Consider the following 20,209-nt stretch of genomic DNA (forward strand, 5'->3'; position numbering starts at 1 on the left):
ATTGATGCCTGGATCGCCAAAGGAAAATATGCCAAACTATCGGAGCTTTGGGTGAAGGGTTTAATTTTTGATTGGAACAAGCTTTACGGCGGAGCCGGACCCCGCCGCATCAGCTTGCCCACATATCCCTTTGCCGGGGAACGCTGCTGGTTTTCCGGGGTTGAGGCCGGAGCCGGCAGCAGCACCTTAGCAGGTTTAGCCAGGACAGCTTCAATTCATCCATTGCTGCATCAAAACACCTCCAACTTTTCAGAACAGCGGTTCAGTTCGACCTTTACGGGGCGGGAGTTTTTTCTGGCGGATCATGTTGTGAAGGGCCAAAGGGTTTTGCCTGGAGCAGCCTATTTGGAGATGGCCAGGGCGGCAGTGGAACAGGCAACAGTGGCTTTAAAAGAAGGTCAGCCCGGGATTCGACTGAAAAATGTGATCTGGGCCCGACCCATTGCCGTGGGGGAACTGCCGGTTCAGGTACATATCGGGCTCTTCCCTGAAGACAACGGAGAGATCACTTATGAAATCTACAGTGAGCCGGAAGAGGCCGGTGCAGAGCCCATAGTGCACAGCCATGGCAGTGCTGTGCTGGGTATGGATGCAAAAGCTCCAACATTGGATCTAAGGGCCTTGCAGTCTTTGTGCAGCCAAAGCAGTCTCAGTTCAGCCCAATGTTATGAGGCTTTTAGTGCAATGGGGATCGACTACGGTACGGGACAGCGGGGGATTGAGAAAGTATATGTGGGAGCGGGGCAAGTATTGGCCAGGCTGTCCTTACCTTCTTCAGTCTACGATACCCGGGATAAATATATACTGCATCCAAGTTTGCTGGATTCAGCTTTTCAGGCGTCAATTGGCTTAATGACGGGCTCCGGTAATACGGCGCCATCCGATAACAGAGCCTCCCACAAGCTTATCCTGCCCTTTGCCCTGCAGGAGATTGAAATCCTCGGCAGTTGCACTTCCACCATGTGGGCCTTCATTCGATACAGTGAGGACAGCAAAGCCGGAGATAAGGTAAAGAAAATAGATATTGATTTGTGCGACGGGCAAGGGAAGGTTTGTGTGAGGGTGAAGAAATTTTCATCGAGAGTGCAGGAGAGAGAGCGCGCAACCGGCAATGTGCGGAATGCGGATACCTCCGGGGCCCCCTCTGAGCCGCTTTCCGGAACAGTCATGCTGACCCCCGTATGGGATTCAACGCCAGTGGAGAAGAGTCAAAACTTCCCATCCTCAACAGAGCAAGTTGTGATTGTTGGAGGGGTTAAAGACAGTAGGGATGCTATTCAACAACATTATTCAAAAGCGCGGATATTGGAGATTCAGTCCAATGATTCGGTGAATGAATTAGTAACAAGGCTGGAAGCGTATGGTTTTATAGACCACATTTTATGGATTGCTCCCCAAAATACTTTGGCATCCATGGCGGAGGAAGCATTGATTGAGGAGCAGAAACAGGGAGCACTCCTGGTTTTCAAAATGATTAAAGCCTTGCTTCAGTTAGGGTATGGAACGAGGAATCTAGGCTGGACAGTTATTACCACACAGGCCCAGCCCATCCATGGAAACGATTTGGTTAATCCAACCCATGCCAGTCTCCACGGGTTCTTCGGTTCCATGGCAAAAGAATATCCAAACTGGAAGGTTCGACTTATTGACTTGGAAGCCCATTGTGATTGGCCGATTGATGATGTTTTCACCCTAACCCCGGATCCCCGGGGAAATGCTTGGATCTATCGTAATCGGGAATGGTATCGGCAAAAGTTGATTCCAGTACGGCGCCCTCCATTAGCGGAACAAAAATTGTACAGGAAGGGCGGAATATATGTAGTGATAGGCGGCGCCGGCGGCATCGGGGAAGTCTGGAGTGAATATATGATTCGCACCTATCAGGCCCGGATCATTTGGATTGGCCGGCGGCAAAAGGATGAAGGCATTCAGGCCAAATTGGACAGGCTGGCGGCCCTGGGCCCCGCGCCCTACTACATTTCAGCTGATGCAGCCGATGGGAAAGCTCTACAGAACGCCTGTGCAGAGATTAAACATAGGTATTCAATGATTCACGGAGTGATTCATTCAGCGGTTGGCGTGCTGGATCAAAGCCTGGCGAATATGGACGAGGAACGTTTCCAAGCCGGGCTTTCGGCGAAGGTTGATGTGAGTGTGCGGATAGCTCAAGTTTTTCTTGAAGAGCCCTTGGATTTTGTACTGTTTTTTTCTTCCTTAAGCGCATTTGGAAAAGATTTTGGACAAAGCAGCTATGCCTCCGGCTGTACTTTTAATGATGCTTTTGCGCATCAACTCTCTCAGGAATTGACTTGCGCAGTGAAAGTGATGAATTGGGGTTATTGGGGTAACGTGGGTGTTGGAAGCGTTATTCCCAACACTTTAAAAAATCGTCTGGCACAGGCAGGCATAGGATTTATTGAGCCCCAGGAAGCCATGGAGGCCTTGGAAACACTCCTTGCCGGACCGTTGAATCAAATTGCTTTTATGAAGATTAAAAAAACCTCATCCCTGGAAGGTGTCAATTCTGAGGAATTGGTAGTAATTTATCCGGAAAATCTTATATCAAGTATCCAAAAAATAAAGAATAATATTCCGACCATCTTATTGCCTGATAAGGCTGCAATTTTCCGCAACAGCTCAACACCGATAGATTATTAACAGTGCCAGGCAGTTTTGACACAATCCTTTTCCTGCATAGCAGGATGAAAAAATTTAAAGTGTCAAAACAAAAAAATTAACGCAGGGAGTAAGAGAGGGGGTATCTTAAATGAATAATTTTGATCAGCTTCTTTGCCGGTTATTGTGGGGGCAATTACAATCCTTGGGGCTGTTTACAGAAAAGAATCCAGTTATGGCTGACCTCAAAACAAAATACAGGCTGTGTGATTTGTATGACAGGTGGCTGGAAGAAAGTATAGCGGTTTTAGTACGTAATAACTATCTTAGGCGCCATGGAGAGTCATTCATTGTGATCGACGCGCTCCCAATGGACATGGACGCTGCATGGAAGGAGTGGGACCGGCTGAAGATTACATGGCTGGAAGATCCCGACATGAAAGCCCATATGGTTTTGGTGGATGCAACAATACGGGCTTTGCCGGAAATTCTTACAGGAAAAGTGCCGGCCACTGATATCATGTTCCCGGATTCCTCCATGAAATTGGTGGAAGGTATATACAAAAACAACTTTGTAGCGGATTACTTTAACGAGATCCTTGCCAATACTGTAGCTGCCTATATTCAAGAGCAACTCAAACAATATTCGACCCCGCGAATTCGGTTTCTTGAAATCGGAGCGGGTACTGGTGGGGCCAGTGCAATGATTTTCCAAAAACTAAAGTTATATCAGGATTACATACAAGAATATTGCTACACAGATATTTCCAAAGCCTTTCTAATGCATGCTGAGAAAGAGTACGGCCCGCAAAACCCCTATTTGACCTATAAAATCTTTAACGTAGAAGAGTCTATTGGCGGACAAGGCCTCGACACCGGGGGATATGATATTGTGATTGCAGCCAATGTGCTGCACGCCACCAAAAACATTCGGCAGACCTTACGCAATATTAAATCAGTTTTTAAAAAGAATGGTCTGATTGTTCTAAATGAAATAAACCAAAATTCCTTATTTACTCACCTGACCTTTGGACTTTTAGAAGGATGGTGGTTGTACGAAGATAAAGTATTGCGTATCCCGGGATGCCCTGGATTATATCCGGAAACCTGGCAAAGGGTATTGGAAAGTGAAGGATATCGATCGGTCCTTTTTCCTGCACAAGAAGCGCACCACCTTGGTCAACAGATTGTTATTGCTGAAAGTGACGGGGTTGTTCGCCAAATTCAAAAGCATAACCCGGGCGTAATACCCGTGAAAATGAGAAACTTTACTCAGATGACAAAGCAATTACCTGAACAAAAACCTTTGACAACACAGACAAGAGGAATAACACAAAATTTGCTGCGTGAAAAGACTATAGCATATATTAAGAAATTGGTGGGAGAAACGCTTAAAATTCCCGGCAATAAGATTGATTCCTCAAAACCATTGGAAGCATATGGGATTGATTCAATTGTAATTAGCCAGCTAACCAATAGCTTACAAAAAGGCTTGGATGGCATTAGCAATACTTTATTATTTGAATATCAAACCATTGATGCTTTAGCGGAACACTTGATAAAAGCTCAAAAAGATTCGTTGAATAAACTGGTGGGGTTGGAAGAACGGAAACTTTACCAGGAGATTGCAAATGATAGCGACACCCTTGTGAAGTCATATCAAGCACACCGCATCCCGGCATTTAGAAAATCCGCACACCATTTCCGGCACCAGAATCAGGAAACAAAAAAATCAGAATCCCGGCCTTTAAGAGAACCCATTGCCATTATTGGCCTGAGCGGAAGTTATCCACAGGGGGAAAATTTAAACGATTATTGGGAGAATTTGAAAAAGGGCAAGGATTGTATTACAGAAATTCCTGAAAATCGTTGGTCATTGGAAGGATTCTTTCATCCGGATCCACAGGAAGCTGTGGCACAGGGCAAGAGCTATAATAAGTGGGGTGGGTTCTTGGAAGGGTTCGCAGACTTTGATCCTCTTTTTTTTAATATTTCGCCCCGGGAAGCGAGCAATATGGATCCCCAGGAAAGGTTGTTTATTGAGTCATGTTGGGAAGTTTTGGAGGATGCCGGATACAATAAGGAGCAACTTGCAGCGAAGTATAATGGCCGGATCGGTGTATTTGCGGGAATCACTAAAACAGGTTTTGATTTATATGGCCCTGATTTATGGAAACAGGGCGAAAAAGTCTATCCCCACACTTCGTTTAGCTCCGTGGCTAACCGGGTTTCCTATTTACTAAACTTACGAGGTCCCAGCATGCCAATCGACACCATGTGCTCTTCCTCGTTAATTGCAATTCATGAAGCCTGCGAACACCTTCACCATGGAGAATGTGAAATGGCAATTGCCGGCGGAGTGAACCTGTATCTTCATTCTTCGAGCTATATCGGTCTTTGTTCTCTTGGAATGGTTTCAAAAAATAATCAATGTGCTGCTTTTGGTCAAGGCGGGGATGGCTTTGTGCCTGGAGAGGGAGTGGGCTGTGTGCTGCTTAAACCGCTCTCCCGGGCAAAACAAGACGGTGATCATATCTATGCGGTAATTATAGGCAGTAATACCAATCATAGTGGAAAAACCAACGGCTACATGGTTCCAAGCCCTAATGCCCAGAGTGACTTAATTGTTGAAAGTTTTAAGAAATCCGGAGTCGATCCGCGAACGATAAGTTATGTTGAAGCTGCTGCGCTTGGATCGAATCTAGGAGATGCTATTGAAGTTTCCGCACTCACGAAGGCTTTTTCACAGTACACAGAGGACAAGTATTTTTGCGCCATGGGATCCGTCAAGCCCAATATCGGACATTTAGAAGCTGCTTCTGGAATTTCCCAGCTTACTAAAGTTATTTTGCAATTACAGCATCAACAACTGGTTCCTTCAATTAATGCAGAACCACTAAACCCCAATATTAATTTAAACAACACTCCATTTTACATACAGCGGGAATTCCAGAAATGGAAACGGCCAATGCTCAGAATCGATGGAGAAGAACGGGAGTTTCCGCGGCGCGCCACAGTCAGTTCATTCGGAGCAGGAGGGTCGAATGGCCATCTGATTGTGGAAGAATATATTCCTTCCGAAGAGGAAAAAATTCATACCCGTTCGATAAATTCTCCTCAGATAGTGATCCTTTCGGCCAGGAACACGGATCGATTATGCGCGGCTGCTCAACAAATGCTTGAATTTATTGAACTTCAGAAGGATTTTTCCTTATCAAATTTTGCTTACACACTCCAGCTGGGGCGAGAGGCAATGGAATCCCGGTTGGTAATGGTAGTGAATAACCGGGAAGAATTGCTCCAGGGCTTGAAGGAGTATCTGAAATCCATTAAAGCCAACAAAGATGTAGAGACCCCGATACCTATTTTTACAGGCCGGCGGGAAGAGCAACATTCGGAGCTCAAGGACCTATTGTCCGGGAAGATAGGGGAGAATCTGGTGCAAGCGCTTTGGGCGGAAAGAAATCTCGAAAAGCTCGCGCTCTACTGGGCCAAAGGAGGTGAGATTCCCTGGGAAGCACTCCACAAAGGGGAACGGGTCCGCAAGATTTCATTGCCTACTTATCCTTTTGAAAAACAGCAGTATTGGATAAATTTTAAAAGTGATAATAAAAAATCAAATTACCCAATGGCAAATACAGATTTCTCTAATTCAAAAGTTAAACAAAGATTTTTAGACAATAAAGGTAAGCTTGCAAAGGAATTGTATGAGGTTTTAAGCCAATTTAAATATAATAAAATTACTGTGGAATCAATAAATAAAAAAATGATTAACATACTAACTAATAATATGCAAGAAAACCAATCTTTACAAGAAACCGTTAATAATGTTTTAAATAAACTAGCGCATTCTCTAATTGGTGTGGAACAGGCAGTAGATGAAATGTATGAATATTTGCAAGGGCAAAATATGCTTAAGTTAAATATATTGGTAAAGGAAATAGTTTGTTGCGTATTGGATTTAAGTATGGAGAAAGTAGCTATGGATATTTCTCTGTCAGAATACGGGATGGATTCCATAGTCTTTATGGATCTATATCGCAATTTGAAAAAATATTTTACATCCCTGGATATAACATCGATTAAACAATGTGTTACCTTAAATGATATAGTTCTTGAAATAGGAAAACAGATAGATGATGAAGTGCTGAATCGTGTGGTTATAAGAAAAAATAAAGAGGAAAATTTTTATGCTAAAAGTATACTTTCCATGGGAAGCATGGAAGATATTAAAAAAATTGTATTGCAAGAAGATGAAATAGAAGAACAACGGGAAATAATTTTGCAAAAACTTAAAAAGATTTCCCGGGAGGAATTAATCAGGAGAAAAATATTTAAAAAAGATGTGGATGTTTATTTGTATAATACATTTGATGTGATGATTGATGAGCGAAATTGTCTCTGGATAATATTTAAAATCAAAGTGCTTGGGGAACAAGCAGCAATGGATATGCTTAATTTAAACGACCTTATTCATAATGGCATAGATATGGAGAAGATTCCAATTTTATATCTTACCCATTATGGAACCCATTTTTTGTTGGGAGGCGATCGGCTTTTCTTTGCGCAAAGTAATAGTAATGAGAAAGAAATAGATAAATTTCAGCAATGGGCTGAAAATTTTAAATTAATATTTAACTATGCTCCTTCGGAAAATTACCCTTTGTGTGTGGCAGTGTGTACAGGCACTGCCCAGGGGGGAGGGTTTGAATTATTAATTTCCTGTGATTTTCAGTTTGTTTTACCTCAAATAAAGCTTGGAGTGCCTGAGATTAAATCAAGTTTATATGCAGGAATGGGAGGATTAAGTTATTTGGCATCACAAGTGGGATTAGCCCGGACGAAGTTGCTTAATCTAACAGGGGGGTTAATTAATGGATATCAGGCGTATGAAATGGGTTTAATAAGCCATTTGTCTGTCAACCCTTTTTATGACGCGTATCACTTTTATGATGCCATACCCAATATGAAAATTGCAAAACATCTTAATTACCGTTTAAATCAACAGTATAAGGAATTAAGAAATAGGGATTTGGACGATTGGATTCAATTCACCCAGGCAAATGTTAAAGAAGGGTATCGATATATAATAGATGATTATAAAATGTTTAATTCCTTGGATTGAAATCTTGTAAATTATCGTTCGGAAATGAACAAAATTATATGGCCAATAACAGGGGTGGTTTTTATTAAAACGCATGTAAACGAACTGGAGTTTTTTAAAAATGATAAGGTTTATAGGGCATCGGTATGTTATTGCTTTATACCGACCTTGATATACAACGAAGAATTATTGAAATTTTTACATGAAAATGAAAAGAAATACTATAATAGCTTAATATATGATAGAAGGAGGAAAAGTTATCTTTTGGGGAGATACTCAGCCAAAATGGCTATTTCTTTACTGACAGGTGAAGATAACTTGAAAAAAATACTTATACAACAAGGAATTTTTAATCAGCCTGTCAATTGTTATTATAATACTGGAAATATACAGGTTAGTATTGCCCATTCCGATGAATTGGGTGCGGCAATAGCTTTTCCGGAGGCTTCACCTATGGGTATTGACGTTGAAAAGATTGACCCTAAAAAAACAGAGGTGTTACAATCACAAATAACAAAAGAAGAATTCGTATTATTTAAAAATCTACATCTTTCTTGCGAAAAAATACTTACACTTCTGTGGTCTACCAAGGAATCATTGTCCAAAGTATTGAAGACTGGCCTAACAATACCCTTTCAAATTTATGAGATAAGTGCGATTGAAGTTTATCAAAACCATGTTATTACCTATTTTAAAAATTTCAGACAGTACAGGACAGTATCCTTTACCCTAGGAAGATACATTTGTTCAATATCATATCCTAAACTACTTGATTTAAAATTTGATGTACAATCTATGAATTTTTTATTTGATTCCAATCAATACGATGAACTGGTCATTTGATAATATTTTTAAATCGAACTTTTTCGCCGCCATCGGTATAGTTTTCGGCATACTGCCTGCCAACAAGGCGGCCAAGATGGATCCCATAGAAGCGCTGCGGAGGGATTAATGTAAAACAGCGGGCCGGCGTGATAGCCGGCCCTGTTTATGCCGGCCCCCCAATTTTTTTAGAAACCAGGTGATTACCATGAAAAATAGAGCAGATTTCTACGGTTACTGTATTCTAAATATTATGCTCAGCCTTTTCTTCTTTCAAAGTGAATTCCTGGCTCATAAGGTTGCTGCAGTTGTCTTGTTTCTTTTTACTATGGTGATGTTAATATGGACTCCCCGCAAAAAAAATGATAATGATAATGGTAATGGCAAGAGTAATAAATAGCTAAAGCCGGCCAACAGGGAAAACAAGGGGAGAAAGTGGCGTTTTCAGGTAAACAAGAGTGTTTGAGGTAAGGCCCTGTTTTATGCGGTGTTTCCCGTTGAGAATTTGTTGTTTTGGAGAGAAAGAGGTTTCTTCCTTCCATCAAAAGACATCTCCTAAATTTATCTGTAAACCTTTTAATAAAGGTGATGTCAAAACCCCTTTTTCATCGTAGGTGTTTGCGATAATCCAGTTGTTCCCGCCGGCGGTGTATACTTCTATGACTTTAATTTCCGGGTCCACCACCCAATATTCCTTGACCCCGTATTTGTAGTACATCCTGCTTTTTTCCACCCGGTCATATTTGGCTGTGGATGGTGACAGCACTTCAACAACTAAATCCGGGGCGCCCTTGATGTTATCTTCGGTGATAATATCCAGACGGCTGGCGGAGATAAATAATATGTCAGGCTGCGGTTTGTCCGTATGGCTAAGAACAACATCGGTGGGTGCGTCCAAAACCTTTCCAAGACCGTACTCCCGGACAAATGATGTGATATGCCAAACTAAGTTGGCCTTTACCAGCTGGTGAATGGTTTTCGGGGCCGGGACCAAAATTAGTTCACCCCCGATTAGCTCATACCGGTTATTGTCGGTAATCTTTAAATAATCTTCATAAGTATAAATGCCGTTAGTTTCTTTCATCTTCGCAAAGCCTCCTATCGGCTTCCTTTTCTTCATGGCCGAAGGTCAGCCTTTTCCCGTGCCGCCTTTCAATCCTTCTCCTGTTCCTTTTCCAGCCGGTCGATGCGTTCCATTTCGGTAACAACCTTGCGCAGGTGGTCCGCCATTATTTTTCTGGCCCTCTGGCTGTTTCCGGCTTTTATTGCCTCATATATTTCCCTGTGTTCTTCATAAAGCCTGCCGGGGGTGCCGGAGGTTGACGATATCCACAGTTTTCTGGTGAATTGCAGGGTCTGATTCATGGTATCGTATATGGTGGTCATCATCCTTATTAACAGGGGGTTGCAGGTGGCCTCGGCGATGCTGTTGTGAAACAGTAAATCTGCTTTCTCACCGGTTGAGCCGGTGCGTAAATCATCTTCCATTTGTGCCAGGGCTTTTTCCATGTTCTTGATGTTTTCCTCCGACGCCCTTTCCGCCGCCAGTCCCGCCGACTCCACCTCCAGTCCCTTGCGAACCTCCATAATATCCTTGATTTTATCCTTTTCCAGTATAAAGGCAAAAGCAAGGGACTCAATGATATCATTGGGGTTGGACTGGCGCACGAAGGCGCCCTCACCGGGTTTGACTTCGATCAGCCCCGCCACGTCCAGGGCGCATAGCGCCTCCCGTACGCAGGTCCTGCTCACCTGCAGTTTCTCCGAAAGTTCCCTTTCGGACAGCAGCTTGTCTCCGGGGCTTAAATTTCCGGAGACGATCAAACTTTTTATCTGATCCACGATGGTTTCGTATATCCGTTTTGTTTTAATTGGCTGCAGTTCCATATATATTTCCTTCCCCGAAGAATACTTCAAAACATTTTGTGCTCCGAATTGCCGGCTGTTTACCGGATAGTGGTGTCTATCAAATAATTATATATTATTTGTTATGAACACAAAAGCAAAACCGGTCCCTTATTTCAGGTTTTGACTTCATGTATTTCCTGCCGGCGGCAGGACGGAATCTTAAATATTGCGTTATAAAATATTAGTTAATATAATTATGTTAATTGGGTCAGACCAGCAGACCATTGTGGTGTGGCTTAACAGCGGCGGCGGTCCCTGTTTGTCAGGGGATGCCTGCTGCATAATTATTTGGAGGGAATATCATGGACATAAAACAGGTGAGAGCGGCGGCAAGAAAAAAACTGGAGGGTTACTGCAGGGTTTGTAATGTATGCAACGGCAAAGCCTGTGCCGGGGAAGTGCCGGGCATGGGCGGAGTGGGGACCGGTTCGGCCTTTCAGGCCAACCTGGAGGCCCTGGCAGGTGTGCGTTTGAACATGCGCACCCTTCACGAGGCCCGGGATCCCGATACCTCACTGAGTATTTTGGGTTTGGATTTAAAAACCCCTGTTCTGGCCGCCCCCATGACGGGCACCCCCTATAACATGGGCGGGGCGCTTACCGAAAGAGAATTTATAGGAATGATTATATCCGGCAGCCGCCAGGCCGGGTCCATCGGCTTCTCCGGGGACGGCGCCGACCCGGCCATGTACGATTCGGGGTTGGAGGCAATTGCCGCTGAAAGCGGCCGGGGAATCGCGATAATTAAACCCCGGGCGCAGGACGCGGTTATTGAAAGAATACGCCGGGCGGAAGCCTCCGGCGCCCGGGCCGTGGGGGTGGACATAGACGGCGCCGGCCTTGTCACCATGGCCCTGAAAGGGCAGCCGGTGGGTCCCAAAACCCCGGCGGAATTAAAGGAATTGGTGGCGGCCACGGATTTGCCTTTCATTATAAAGGGAATAATGACCGTTGATGAGGCTGAGGCTGCCGTAGAGGCAGGTGCCGCCGCCATCGTGGTATCCAACCACGGAGGACGGATTCTGGACCATACCCCCGGCGCGGCGTCGGTCCTGCCGGCCATTGCCGGGGCAGTGGGGTCGCGGCTTATTGTCCTGGCCGACGGAGGAGTGCGCGGCGGACTGGATACCTTGAAGCTTCTGGCCCTTGGCGCCGACGCGGTATTGATTGGCCGTCCCCTGGTGGTGGGCGCTTTCGGCGGCGGGGCGGAGGGAGTAAAACAGATTATTGAAAAGATGACGGCTGAATTGAAACAGTCCATGATTTTAACCGGATGCGGCTCCCTGGAAGATATTACTGAGAGGATTATCGCCTGACAGGCAATGACGAAAAATAATAAACTTGTATCGGACCGGGTAAAAACAGTGATAGAATTAATCATAGAAGACGGGATAAATATGAAAGGGAGTTTTGTTAAACATGAACCTCGGCGATATATACCGGCTGGCCATTGAGAAGGGCATGGAGAGCGATTTAAGGGGCGCTGAAAGGCTGGAACGGCTGCTGAATGCAGAAAAGGAAAAATTTGAAAAGCTTTCCGAAGAGCAGAAAAAGGAATTCGACCGGGACAGGCTGTTCAATCCCTTTCACGATACCCGCATCCTTTTCGGCGATGAGAACCTGGAGGTAAAATCGGTGCTGGCGGGAATAGACGTTGAGGTCGAGGAACTTCTGCTGGCTGACAGGCTGAGGTCGAAAAACACACCCGTTGACCTTGTCATTGCCCACCATCCCGAGGGCAAGGCCCTGGCGAATCTATACAGGGTAATGCACTCCCAGGAGGATCTCTATGCCGGATTCGGTGTGCCTGTAAACGTTGCCGAAGGCGTGATGACCGGAAGAATCGGCGAGGTCAGGAGGGGGTTGATGCCCCGTAACCACAACCGGCCGGTGGATGCGGCCCGGGTATTGGGCATACCTTTTATGTGCGTGCACAGTGCCGCCGACAACAACGTGGCCGACTATTTGCAAAAATTAATGGACCATAGAGAGCCTGAAACTTTAAAGGATATTATCGATATTTTAAAGGAAATTCCCGAATACCGGGAGTCCGCGAAAAACCAGTCTCCGCCCATGGTATACGCGGGCAAGGAAAAAAACAGAGCCGGAAAGGTCATGGTTTCCATGGCCGGGGGCACCAGCGGCCCGGAAAAGATATTCGAAGGCCTGGCCAGGGCCGGGGTGGGTACTGTTTTGATGATGCACATTCCGGAGAAAAACCGGCTGGAGGCGGAAAAACACCATGTCAACGTGGTGGTGGCGGGCCACATGGCCAGCGACTCCCTGGGCATGAACCTCTTTCTGGATGAACTGGAGGAACGGGGCGTGGGGATAAGGGCCTGTTCCGGTCTGCTGTGCCACAGCCGGGCGCGCTGAAACTGTAACAGAATCGTAACATTTCCGTGCTTATTCTGCAAAACTTTAAGGCTATACTGATATCCATAAAGGGGCTCAAAAACAAAGCAGGGCAAAACCGGTGCTCAGGTTATAGTTTGCTGGTTTCCGGCAGCACCTTAAAACTGCGGTGAGCAGGGTCATATGCCGGGATAGAAGCAGTACACCGGAGACAAGAATGGCTTATCGCTCCTGACGTTCGCCGCCGCCTGACAACAGGCAACCGAATTGCCGGGCGAAGTTTTAAACAGCCCCCGGGAAAAAATTATGGAGGTGACCCAGATGAAAAGAAAAACAGCGGTGGCTGTGGCGCTGCTGGTCCTGGCGGCGCTGGTGGCCGTGCCCGCTCTGGCTTCCGCCGACACCGCCAGTGACGCAAAAGCCTGGTTTGACCAGATGTTCACGGCTAAAAAGGCCTGGGTTGATCAGGCTGTAAAGGATGGACGGATTACCGCCGAGCAGGGTGATGCCTGGAAGGAGCATTTTAACCAGATGTACCAGTTCCACCAGGAGAACGGTTATGTCTGCCCCATGGGAGGACCCGGAGCGGGTTATGGCATGGGGATGGGTAACGGCAGGGGTCCCGGAGCCGGCTTCGGCATGGGAAGATGGGGCGGTCAGGCGCCTGCGGCCGTCACACCGGGGCAATAACAATAAACAATAAACAATGGAAAAACCCCGGAAGAGACCGGGGTTTTTCCATTGCCCGGGGACAGGTGAATTTCAATCGGTGACATAAACCCTGGGCACCCGCTTGCTCAGCAGGCAGAGCATTTCGTAGCTGATGGTATCCAGGCATTTGGCTACTTCTTCCAGCGGCAGCTCCGGGCCGCCGAAAAGCAGCGCCTGGTCGCCGGAGCGGACACCGGGGATGCCGGTAACGTCCACCATGCACTGATCCATACATACAATTCCCACAATGGGCGCCCGGCGCCCCCGTATAAAAACGCTGCCTCTTCCGGAAAGCCTTCTGGGCCAGCCGTCCGCGTAGCCCAGGGGAAGGGTGGCAATGGTGGCCGAGGTCCGGGTGACATAGGTGCAGCCATAGCTCACCGGGGTATCCGGCGGAACTTCTTTAACGAAAGCTACCCGGGCTTTGAGGGCCATTGCCGGCCTCAACCGGATTTTACGCTCAACTTCCGGCGAGGGCCAGTGGCCGTACAGCACTATTCCGGCCCTGACCATGTCCAGATGAGTCTCCGGCATGTCCACTGTGGCCGCGCTATTGGCCATGTGCCGTATCTTAATTTCTATTCCCCCGGCTTTTATCCGGTCCACGGCCTGCAGAAAATTATTATATTGCTCCTGGGCAAAGGTTTTGTCCCCGGAGTCGGCCGAGGCAAAATGAGAGAAAACCCCCTCTATTTCCAGTCCCGGCATAGCGCCCAGAGCCTCCGCGAATTGGCCCGCGTCTTCTGGTTTTATGCCGATGCGGCTCATGCCTGTGTCGATTTTGATATGCACTTTGGCTTTCGTTCCGGCGGACCGGGCCGCCGCCGAGAGCGCCCGGGCATCCTCAATGGAAAAGACTGTCTGGGTAAGCCCGTGGGCGACCACCAGCGAAGCCTGCTCCGGCGGAGTATAGCCCAGTATAAGAATGGGGGAGTCAAACCCGGAGCGCCTGAGCTCCAGGGCTTCCCCAAGAATTGCCACCGCCAGCCGGTCCGCGCCGGCTTCCAGAGCGGTCCGGGCCACCGCCGGCGCCCCGTGGCCGTACGCATCCGCCTTGACCACGGCGCAAAAGGCCGTGCCGGGTTTGAGCAGGGCCTTCACCCTGCGAAGGTTTTGGCTTATGGCCGGCAGGTTCACCTCAGCCCATACTGGCCGCTGGAACATTGCTGTTTCCTTTCTGGGGTCAGGCTATTAACTTATTAACTTATTTCATGAAATAAGTTAATAAGTTAATAGCCTGACCCCATCTACTATTGAAGGGGAGTGTATTCCAGTCCCAGGGCCTCGGCCACCGCCTGGTAGGTGACCTTTCCGTCAATTACATTAACGCCCCTGGCCAGGGCCGCATCTTCCCGCACCGCCCGTGAAAAGCCTTTGTTGGCCAGGGCCAGGGCATAGGGTAAGGTTACATTGGTCAGGGCAAAGGTGGATGTTCTGGCCACGGCGCCCGGCATGTTCGCCACCGCGTAGTGAACAACATCATGTTTGATAAATACAGGGTCGTTGTGGGTGGTAACCCGGTCTATGGTTTCCACGCAGCCGCCCTGATCTATGGCCACGTCCACTATAACCGAGGCCGGCTTCATGGACTTGACCATGTCTTCGGTGATTACCCGGGGAGCCCGGGCGCCGGGTATCAGCACCGCTCCTATAACCAGGTCGGCCTTGGTCACCGCTTCTTTAACGTTGTACGGGTTGGAGATAAGGGTTTTCAGCCTGGCGCCGAAAATATCGTCCAGGTAGCGTAAACGGTTGGGATTTTTATCCACGATGGTTACGTCGGCTCCCATGCCCACCGCTATCTTGGCTGCGTTTGTGCCCACCACACCGCCGCCGACAATGACTACTTTGGCCGGGGGCACGCCCGGCACTCCTCCCAGCAGTACGCCCAGTCCGCCGTAGTGTTTTTCCAGGAATTGAGCGCCGATCTGCACCGACATCCGTCCCGCCACTTCGCTCATGGGGGTCAGCAGGGGCAGCGCCCCGTCGCTGGTCTGGATGGTTTCGTAGGCTATGCCCGTAACCTTTTTGCGCAGCAGCGCCCCGGTCAATTCAGGCTCCGGGGCCAGGTGCAGGTAGGTAAAAAGCAATTGGTTCTCCCTGAACAGATCATACTCCTGGGCAAGGGGTTCCTTGACCTTTACAATCATGTCCGACACCCCGAAAACTTCCCCGGGGGAAGCCAGCATTTCCGCGCCTGCCGCCACGTACTGCCGGTCACTGATGCCGCTGCCGGCACCGGCGCCGGACTCTATAACCACTTTATGGCCGGCGACCTTAAAGGCTTCTACACCTGCCGGGGTGATGGCGACTCTGTTTTCATTGTTTTTTATTTCCCTGGGAACTCCTATAATCATGTCCAAATCCTCCCCTCTTGGTGGTCAATATATTAATGTCAGTTTAACAAAAACATTGCTGTTTTTCTGTAATAATCAATACCTGTTTTGTTGTTTTGATGCAAATTGTTAATGGTAAACCATTATATGTTGCTGTGAATTATACTTCTCCTGTGGTTTTAGTCGCATTAACCCCCCGGGGGGGATATTTAGCGCCGGGCAGCCGGCTGCTCCCTGCCCAGACCCAGGGTGTAGTAGGCTATCAGCAGCAGTAAAAGCCAGGCCGGTCCCACGTATAATGCCACCCTTGTTCCCGGAGCCAGGGCCATCACGACCACCACGAAGGCCAGGAAGGCCAGGGTCAGCCAGTTGGACAGGGGATAAAAGGGCATGCGGTATTTGATTCCCGCCAGCTGCCGGGAATCAAGGCTGTTACGGAACTTCATCTGGGATATGACGATTACCGCCCACACCCAGATGCCCCCGAAGGTGGCCACGCTGGTGACGTAAACGAATACTTGGGCGGGGACCAGGTAATTTAGAAGCACCCCAAGGAGCAGTATGAAGGCCGAAATAAGTATACCGGCCAGGGGCACCCGGCTCTTGCTGAGCCTGGAGAATATTTTCGGGGCCTTGCCCTGCAGAGAGAGGTTGTACAGCATCCTGCCGGTGCTGAATATACCGCTGTTGCAGGAGGAAAGGGCCGCGGTGAGCACCACGAAATTAATTATGCCCGCCGCGGAACGGATTCCCAGGTTGGAGAATGTCATCACGAAGGGGCTGCCTTTGGTGCCTATCTCATTCCACGGATAAAGGGACATGATAACGAAAAGGGCTCCCACGTAGAAGATCATAATCCTCCAGAATACCTTGTCGATGGCGGAAGGTATGGTCTTTTCCGGATTTTTGGCCTCGCCGGCGGTGACGCCTATGACCTCAACCCCCACGAAGGCAAACATTACAATCACCAGGGATAGAATCAGGCCTTCAAATCCCATGGGCAAGAAACCGCCATGGGCCCACAGGTTGGATATGCCTATGGCCACACCGTGGTTGCCCAGTCCGAATATTATCATGGCCAGGCCGGTTACAATCATGGCGATGATTGTGACCACCTTTATCAGCGCGAACCAGAACTCGAATTCCCCGTAAGCGGAAACCGCAATGAGGTTGACGCAGGTCATGGCCAGCAGCGCCAGCAGTGCCCACAGCCACTGGGGCACACCCGGGAACCAGTATTGCATGTACACTCCCGCCGCGGTAATTTCGGCCATGCAGGTAACCACCCACATGAACCAGTAGGTCCAGCCGGTAATATAGCCCGCCAGTGGGCCCAGGAATGTGTAGGAATAGGTGCTGAAGGAACCCGCCACCGGGTAGGACACCGCCAGCTCACCCAGTGCCCGCATGATAAAGAAAATGAACAGGCCGGCTATAATGTAGGACAGTATCAGTGCCGGTCCCGCCGCTTTTATGGCGGTGGCGGAGCCCAGGAACAGACCCACCCCGATGGCCCCGCCGATGGCGATTAGCTGGATATGGCGCTCCTGCAGGCCGCGGTGCAGATCTTCTTGCATAACATTCTGAGACATGCTTTTCCCTCCTTTATTTGATTTTATTTTTAATTATCAATATTTCGACAATTTTTGTAAGTCGTAATAATGATATGTTTTTGTAGATTGTTTACTTGATCAGAGCATGTCATTTTTGCGATATTTTTATTTATTTTTGCGTTTTTCTGTTTAGAATCAGTCCTAAAAAAGGAGACATGTTCCATTACTTCATTATCCGGGCGGGTATAAGATATTTTTATAAGCAGGAACCGCCGTCCAGATGGCCAATATTTATATCCGGCCCGCGTGGGCCGGGATTGCCGGGGGGAGGAATTTGTACGACCGGTGCTGCAGCCAATCCGCTGCTTCTGGTGGACCAGGAAAAATTCCTGAAAATAATCGAGGTGTTCACCAGGGCCACGGACATCACCATCGACATTAATGATGCCAGGGGCTATCCCCTGGTTGAGCATGATTTCTTTTACGGTTTTTGCCGCACCATTCGCAGTAATCCGGAAGGACTCCGCCGCTGCATCAAATCAAACGCGGAAGTTGGTTTTATGGCTTCAGCCACCGGGCAGGCCAGTGTGTGCAAATGCCACGCCGGGATCATGCTGGTGGCGGTACCCATACTGATAGACGGGAAATTCTGCGGCACCATTACCGCGGGACAGATGCGCCTGGAGCAGCCCGACGGGAAGGCGCTGGAGCAAATGCTCCGGGCCACCGGGGATTTGGGATTTGATCCCCGGGAACTGGCCAGGTCTTTTTTGGATGTGCAGGTGGTAACCCCGGAGAAATGCCGGGCTGCCGCGGAATTAATAAGCTATATGGTCAATTCCATAGCCGAGCTGATCTACTTTCACCAGCTCAGGGAGACCCGCACCCGGGAAAAACTGAAGCTCATGCACGAGGAAAAAAACCGGGCGGAGATGGAAAACGCCCTGCGGATGGCGGAGTTGAAGAATCTGCAGGCCCAGATTAAACCGCATTTTCTGTTCAATACCTTAAATACCATCACCGGCCTGGTGATACTGGGGGAAAACCACAAGGCCCAGAACACATTGTACGCCCTGACCGGATTGCTGAGGTACAATTTTAACGACCGGGGGGATCTGGTTCCCCTGGGTGAGGAACTGGATTATGTAAAGAATTATCTGGCCATACAAAAAATGCGTTTTGGTGAAAAAATACAGGTGGAAATAAATGTCCAGCCGGAATTGCTGGAGGCTCCGGTACCCTGCCTGACTTTGCAGCCCCTGGTGGAAAACGCCTGCGTTCATGGACTGGAGTTCCGGGAAGCGGACGGGGCGTTGAATATCAGCGCCGCCAAAAAGGGTACGGATATGGAGATTTGCGTTATGGACAACGGCCCCGGTTTCTCCCCGGCTGTGCTGGACAGGCTTAATGCTTTTTTGGCGGGGACTTCGGGGAAAACTGGTCCGGACCTGTCCGGCGGCGGCGGGGCCGGGCTGGGCCTGGGCAATGTGCACAGGCGGCTGCAGTTGTATTATAATGAAAGTTACGGGTTGAGTGTGGACAGTAAACCGGGCTGCACCAGGGTAATAATGAGCCTGCCGGTGGTGGAAATGCGGTTTTCGGAAGGTGTCGGGGAGCTATGAAAAGATCCTTTGACCTATTGATTGCCGAGGACGAGCCGCTGGAAAGGAAGGTTTTGCGCCACCTGCTGGAAAAAAGCGGACTTCCCCTGGGCAATATATACGAGGCCGGCAGCGGCAGGGAGGCCGTGCAAACGGCACTGGCCAACCGGCCGGACATAATGGTGATGGATATAAGAATGCCGGGAATGGACGGACTGGAGGCGGCCAGGGAAATAAAGGAGCAGCTGCCCGGTGCGGTGATAATCATTTTGACGGCCTATGATCGCTTTACCTATTCCCAGAAGGCAATCAAAATAGGGGTGGCGGATTTTTTGCTGAAACCGGTGCAGCCGGAGGAATTGTACGGTACCCTGCGCGGAGCTATAAACAGAGTTGAGGCTTCCCGGCACGAATCCATACTGCCTCCCGGGGAAATGCCCGTGATACCCCCGGGAGTCCGGGAGATTGCCGGAGAGATAATGTGCGGCAACCCCGGGCAAGCCGCAGCCAGGTGGACACGGCTGGCCAACCGGTGGCTGGAAAGCCTGCCGGGCAAGCCCGAGGCCGGGCCGGCAAGGTGGTTTGCCTGGGAGGTGCTGGTCATAGTATTTCAGGACCTTCAGCAAAGCAACCTGTTCGCCGGGGAACTGCACAGCCTGAAAAATGAACTGGGCGGGCAAATAATTGATATATCCGGCACCGTCGACATGCTGCGCTGGGGCCGGCGCATGGTGGACGAGTTTGACCGGCTTTTCCGGGGCAGCGTGAATTTCGACCAGTTGGTGGTCCACCGGGTTCAGCAGTATATCAGGGAAAATTACTCCCAGGAGCTCTCCCTGCATACCCTGGCGGGAATGGTACACCTGAACCAGGCCTATTTAAGCCGCCTGTTCAAACAAAAAACGGGTATCAGCTTTACGGATTTTCTTACAAGGGTGCGCCTGCAGGAAGCCAAACGCCTTTTGTTGACCACCGGCCAGTCCATTGATGAGGTGGCGGCGGCGGTGGGGTTTAAAAACAACAGTTATTTTACCTCGGTGTTTAAAAAGCGCGAGGGAATTAACCCGTCGGAATTCCGCAGCCGCCAGTCCTGAAAAACACCCGCGTCTGCACAATACCCCTGAAAACAGGGGTATTATTGTTTAGAAGGGTTTAATATTGCTCACAGTTACAAAAAGGGGCGGGAGGTTTTATTTTTGTTGA

Annotated in this window: 13 protein-coding genes; 8 read left to right on the top strand and 5 right to left on the bottom strand. The window is 48.7% G+C overall.

Features of this window, described 5'->3' with window-relative positions; translation table 11 throughout:
- From DCCM_RS03375 to DCCM_RS03385, 3 genes are all read left to right on the top strand, one after another.
- Window positions 1–2,658 (top strand): SDR family oxidoreductase (locus DCCM_RS03375; RefSeq protein ID WP_123057282.1); only part of this gene is annotated, 2,658 nt, incomplete at its 5' end.
- Between the two features lie 109 nt (window positions 2,659–2,767).
- Window positions 2,768–7,741 (top strand): beta-ketoacyl synthase N-terminal-like domain-containing protein, encoded by a 4,974-nt coding sequence (locus DCCM_RS03380; RefSeq protein ID WP_104371050.1) that lies wholly within the window; start codon window positions 2,768–2,770, stop codon window positions 7,739–7,741.
- Between the two features lie 264 nt (window positions 7,742–8,005).
- The gene (locus DCCM_RS03385; protein ID WP_165792004.1) at window positions 8,006–8,563 is read left to right on the top strand and encodes a 4'-phosphopantetheinyl transferase family protein; all 558 of its coding nucleotides are present in this window, start codon (window positions 8,006–8,008) and stop codon (window positions 8,561–8,563) included.
- A gap of 520 nt (window positions 8,564–9,083) precedes the next feature.
- Here the strand turns inward: DCCM_RS03385 and DCCM_RS03395 are convergent.
- Both DCCM_RS03395 and DCCM_RS03400 read right to left on the bottom strand, forming a co-directional pair.
- A complete protein-coding gene (locus DCCM_RS03395; RefSeq protein WP_104371053.1) occupies window positions 9,084–9,626 on the bottom strand; it encodes a Uma2 family endonuclease in 543 nt (180 codons plus the stop codon).
- Window positions 9,627–9,694: 68 nt separating this feature from the next.
- Entirely contained in the window at window positions 9,695–10,429 is a 735-nt protein-coding gene (locus tag DCCM_RS03400) for a FadR/GntR family transcriptional regulator (RefSeq protein ID WP_104371101.1), read from the bottom strand.
- Between the two features lie 323 nt (window positions 10,430–10,752).
- Between DCCM_RS03400 and DCCM_RS03405 the strand changes: the two genes are divergently transcribed.
- The 3 genes from DCCM_RS03405 to DCCM_RS03415 all read left to right on the top strand — a co-directional run bounded on the left by DCCM_RS03405 (window position 10,753) and on the right by DCCM_RS03415 (window position 13,495).
- Window positions 10,753–11,766, top strand: coding sequence for an alpha-hydroxy-acid oxidizing protein (locus DCCM_RS03405; RefSeq protein WP_104371054.1), 1,014 nt, complete (start codon window positions 10,753–10,755; stop codon window positions 11,764–11,766).
- A 103-nt stretch (window positions 11,767–11,869) separates the two neighbouring features.
- Window positions 11,870–12,826, top strand: coding sequence for an NGG1p interacting factor NIF3 (locus DCCM_RS03410; RefSeq protein ID WP_104371055.1), 957 nt, complete (start codon window positions 11,870–11,872; stop codon window positions 12,824–12,826).
- Between the two features lie 300 nt (window positions 12,827–13,126).
- On the top strand, window positions 13,127–13,495 hold the full coding sequence (locus DCCM_RS03415) for a DUF2680 domain-containing protein (protein WP_104371102.1): 369 nt from the start codon (window positions 13,127–13,129) through the stop codon (window positions 13,493–13,495).
- A 72-nt stretch (window positions 13,496–13,567) separates the two neighbouring features.
- Here DCCM_RS03415 and alr read toward each other — a convergent pair whose 3' ends face one another.
- The 3 genes from alr to DCCM_RS03430 form a co-directional block, all read right to left on the bottom strand.
- Complete coding sequence (alr, locus tag DCCM_RS03420) at window positions 13,568–14,680, bottom strand: alanine racemase (RefSeq protein ID WP_104371056.1); 1,113 nt, start codon at window positions 14,678–14,680, stop codon at window positions 13,568–13,570.
- Between the two features lie 86 nt (window positions 14,681–14,766).
- Window positions 14,767–15,873, bottom strand: a complete 1,107-nt coding sequence (ald, locus tag DCCM_RS03425; RefSeq protein ID WP_104371057.1) for an alanine dehydrogenase — start codon at window positions 15,871–15,873, stop codon at window positions 14,767–14,769.
- A 188-nt stretch (window positions 15,874–16,061) separates the two neighbouring features.
- Entirely contained in the window at window positions 16,062–17,444 is a 1,383-nt protein-coding gene (locus tag DCCM_RS03430) for an amino acid permease (protein WP_165792005.1), read from the bottom strand.
- 278 nt (window positions 17,445–17,722) lie between these two features.
- Between DCCM_RS03430 and DCCM_RS03435 the strand changes: the two genes are divergently transcribed.
- Together DCCM_RS03435 and DCCM_RS03440 are read left to right on the top strand one after the other, a co-directional pair.
- Window positions 17,723–19,027, top strand: a complete 1,305-nt coding sequence (locus DCCM_RS03435) for a sensor histidine kinase (RefSeq protein ID WP_231702633.1) — start codon at window positions 17,723–17,725, stop codon at window positions 19,025–19,027.
- Window positions 19,024–20,100, top strand: coding sequence for a response regulator transcription factor (locus tag DCCM_RS03440; protein WP_104371059.1), 1,077 nt, complete (start codon window positions 19,024–19,026; stop codon window positions 20,098–20,100). The genes DCCM_RS03435 and DCCM_RS03440 overlap by 4 nt, the downstream gene beginning before the upstream one ends.
- The last annotated feature ends 109 nt before the right edge of the window (window positions 20,101–20,209 follow it).

The sequence above is a fragment of the Desulfocucumis palustris genome (assembly GCF_002933875.1).
GTDB classification, from domain to species: Bacteria; Bacillota; Desulfotomaculia; order Desulfotomaculales; family Desulfocucumaceae; genus Desulfocucumis; species Desulfocucumis palustris.

Excerpts from the sequence above, each read along its gene's own strand:
- DCCM_RS03385 (WP_165792004.1), top strand. The coding sequence starts at position 8,006 with ATGGCTATTTCTTTACTGACAGGTGAAGATAACTTGAAAAAAATACTT.
- DCCM_RS03395 (WP_104371053.1), bottom strand. The coding sequence starts at position 9,626 with ATGAAAGAAACTAACGGCATTTATACTTATGAAGATTATTTAAAGATT.
- DCCM_RS03405 (WP_104371054.1), top strand. The coding sequence starts at position 10,753 with ATGGACATAAAACAGGTGAGAGCGGCGGCAAGAAAAAAACTGGAGGGT.
- DCCM_RS03440 (WP_104371059.1), top strand. The coding sequence starts at position 19,024 with ATGAAAAGATCCTTTGACCTATTGATTGCCGAGGACGAGCCGCTGGAA.
- DCCM_RS03430 (WP_165792005.1), bottom strand. The coding sequence starts at position 17,444 with ATGTCTCAGAATGTTATGCAAGAAGATCTGCACCGCGGCCTGCAGGAG.
- alr (WP_104371056.1), bottom strand. The coding sequence starts at position 14,680 with ATGTTCCAGCGGCCAGTATGGGCTGAGGTGAACCTGCCGGCCATAAGC.
- DCCM_RS03380 (WP_104371050.1), top strand. The coding sequence starts at position 2,768 with ATGAATAATTTTGATCAGCTTCTTTGCCGGTTATTGTGGGGGCAATTA.
- ald (WP_104371057.1), bottom strand. The coding sequence starts at position 15,873 with ATGATTATAGGAGTTCCCAGGGAAATAAAAAACAATGAAAACAGAGTC.
- DCCM_RS03400 (WP_104371101.1), bottom strand. The coding sequence starts at position 10,429 with ATGGAACTGCAGCCAATTAAAACAAAACGGATATACGAAACCATCGTG.
- DCCM_RS03415 (WP_104371102.1), top strand. The coding sequence starts at position 13,127 with ATGAAAAGAAAAACAGCGGTGGCTGTGGCGCTGCTGGTCCTGGCGGCG.
- DCCM_RS03410 (WP_104371055.1), top strand. The coding sequence starts at position 11,870 with ATGAACCTCGGCGATATATACCGGCTGGCCATTGAGAAGGGCATGGAG.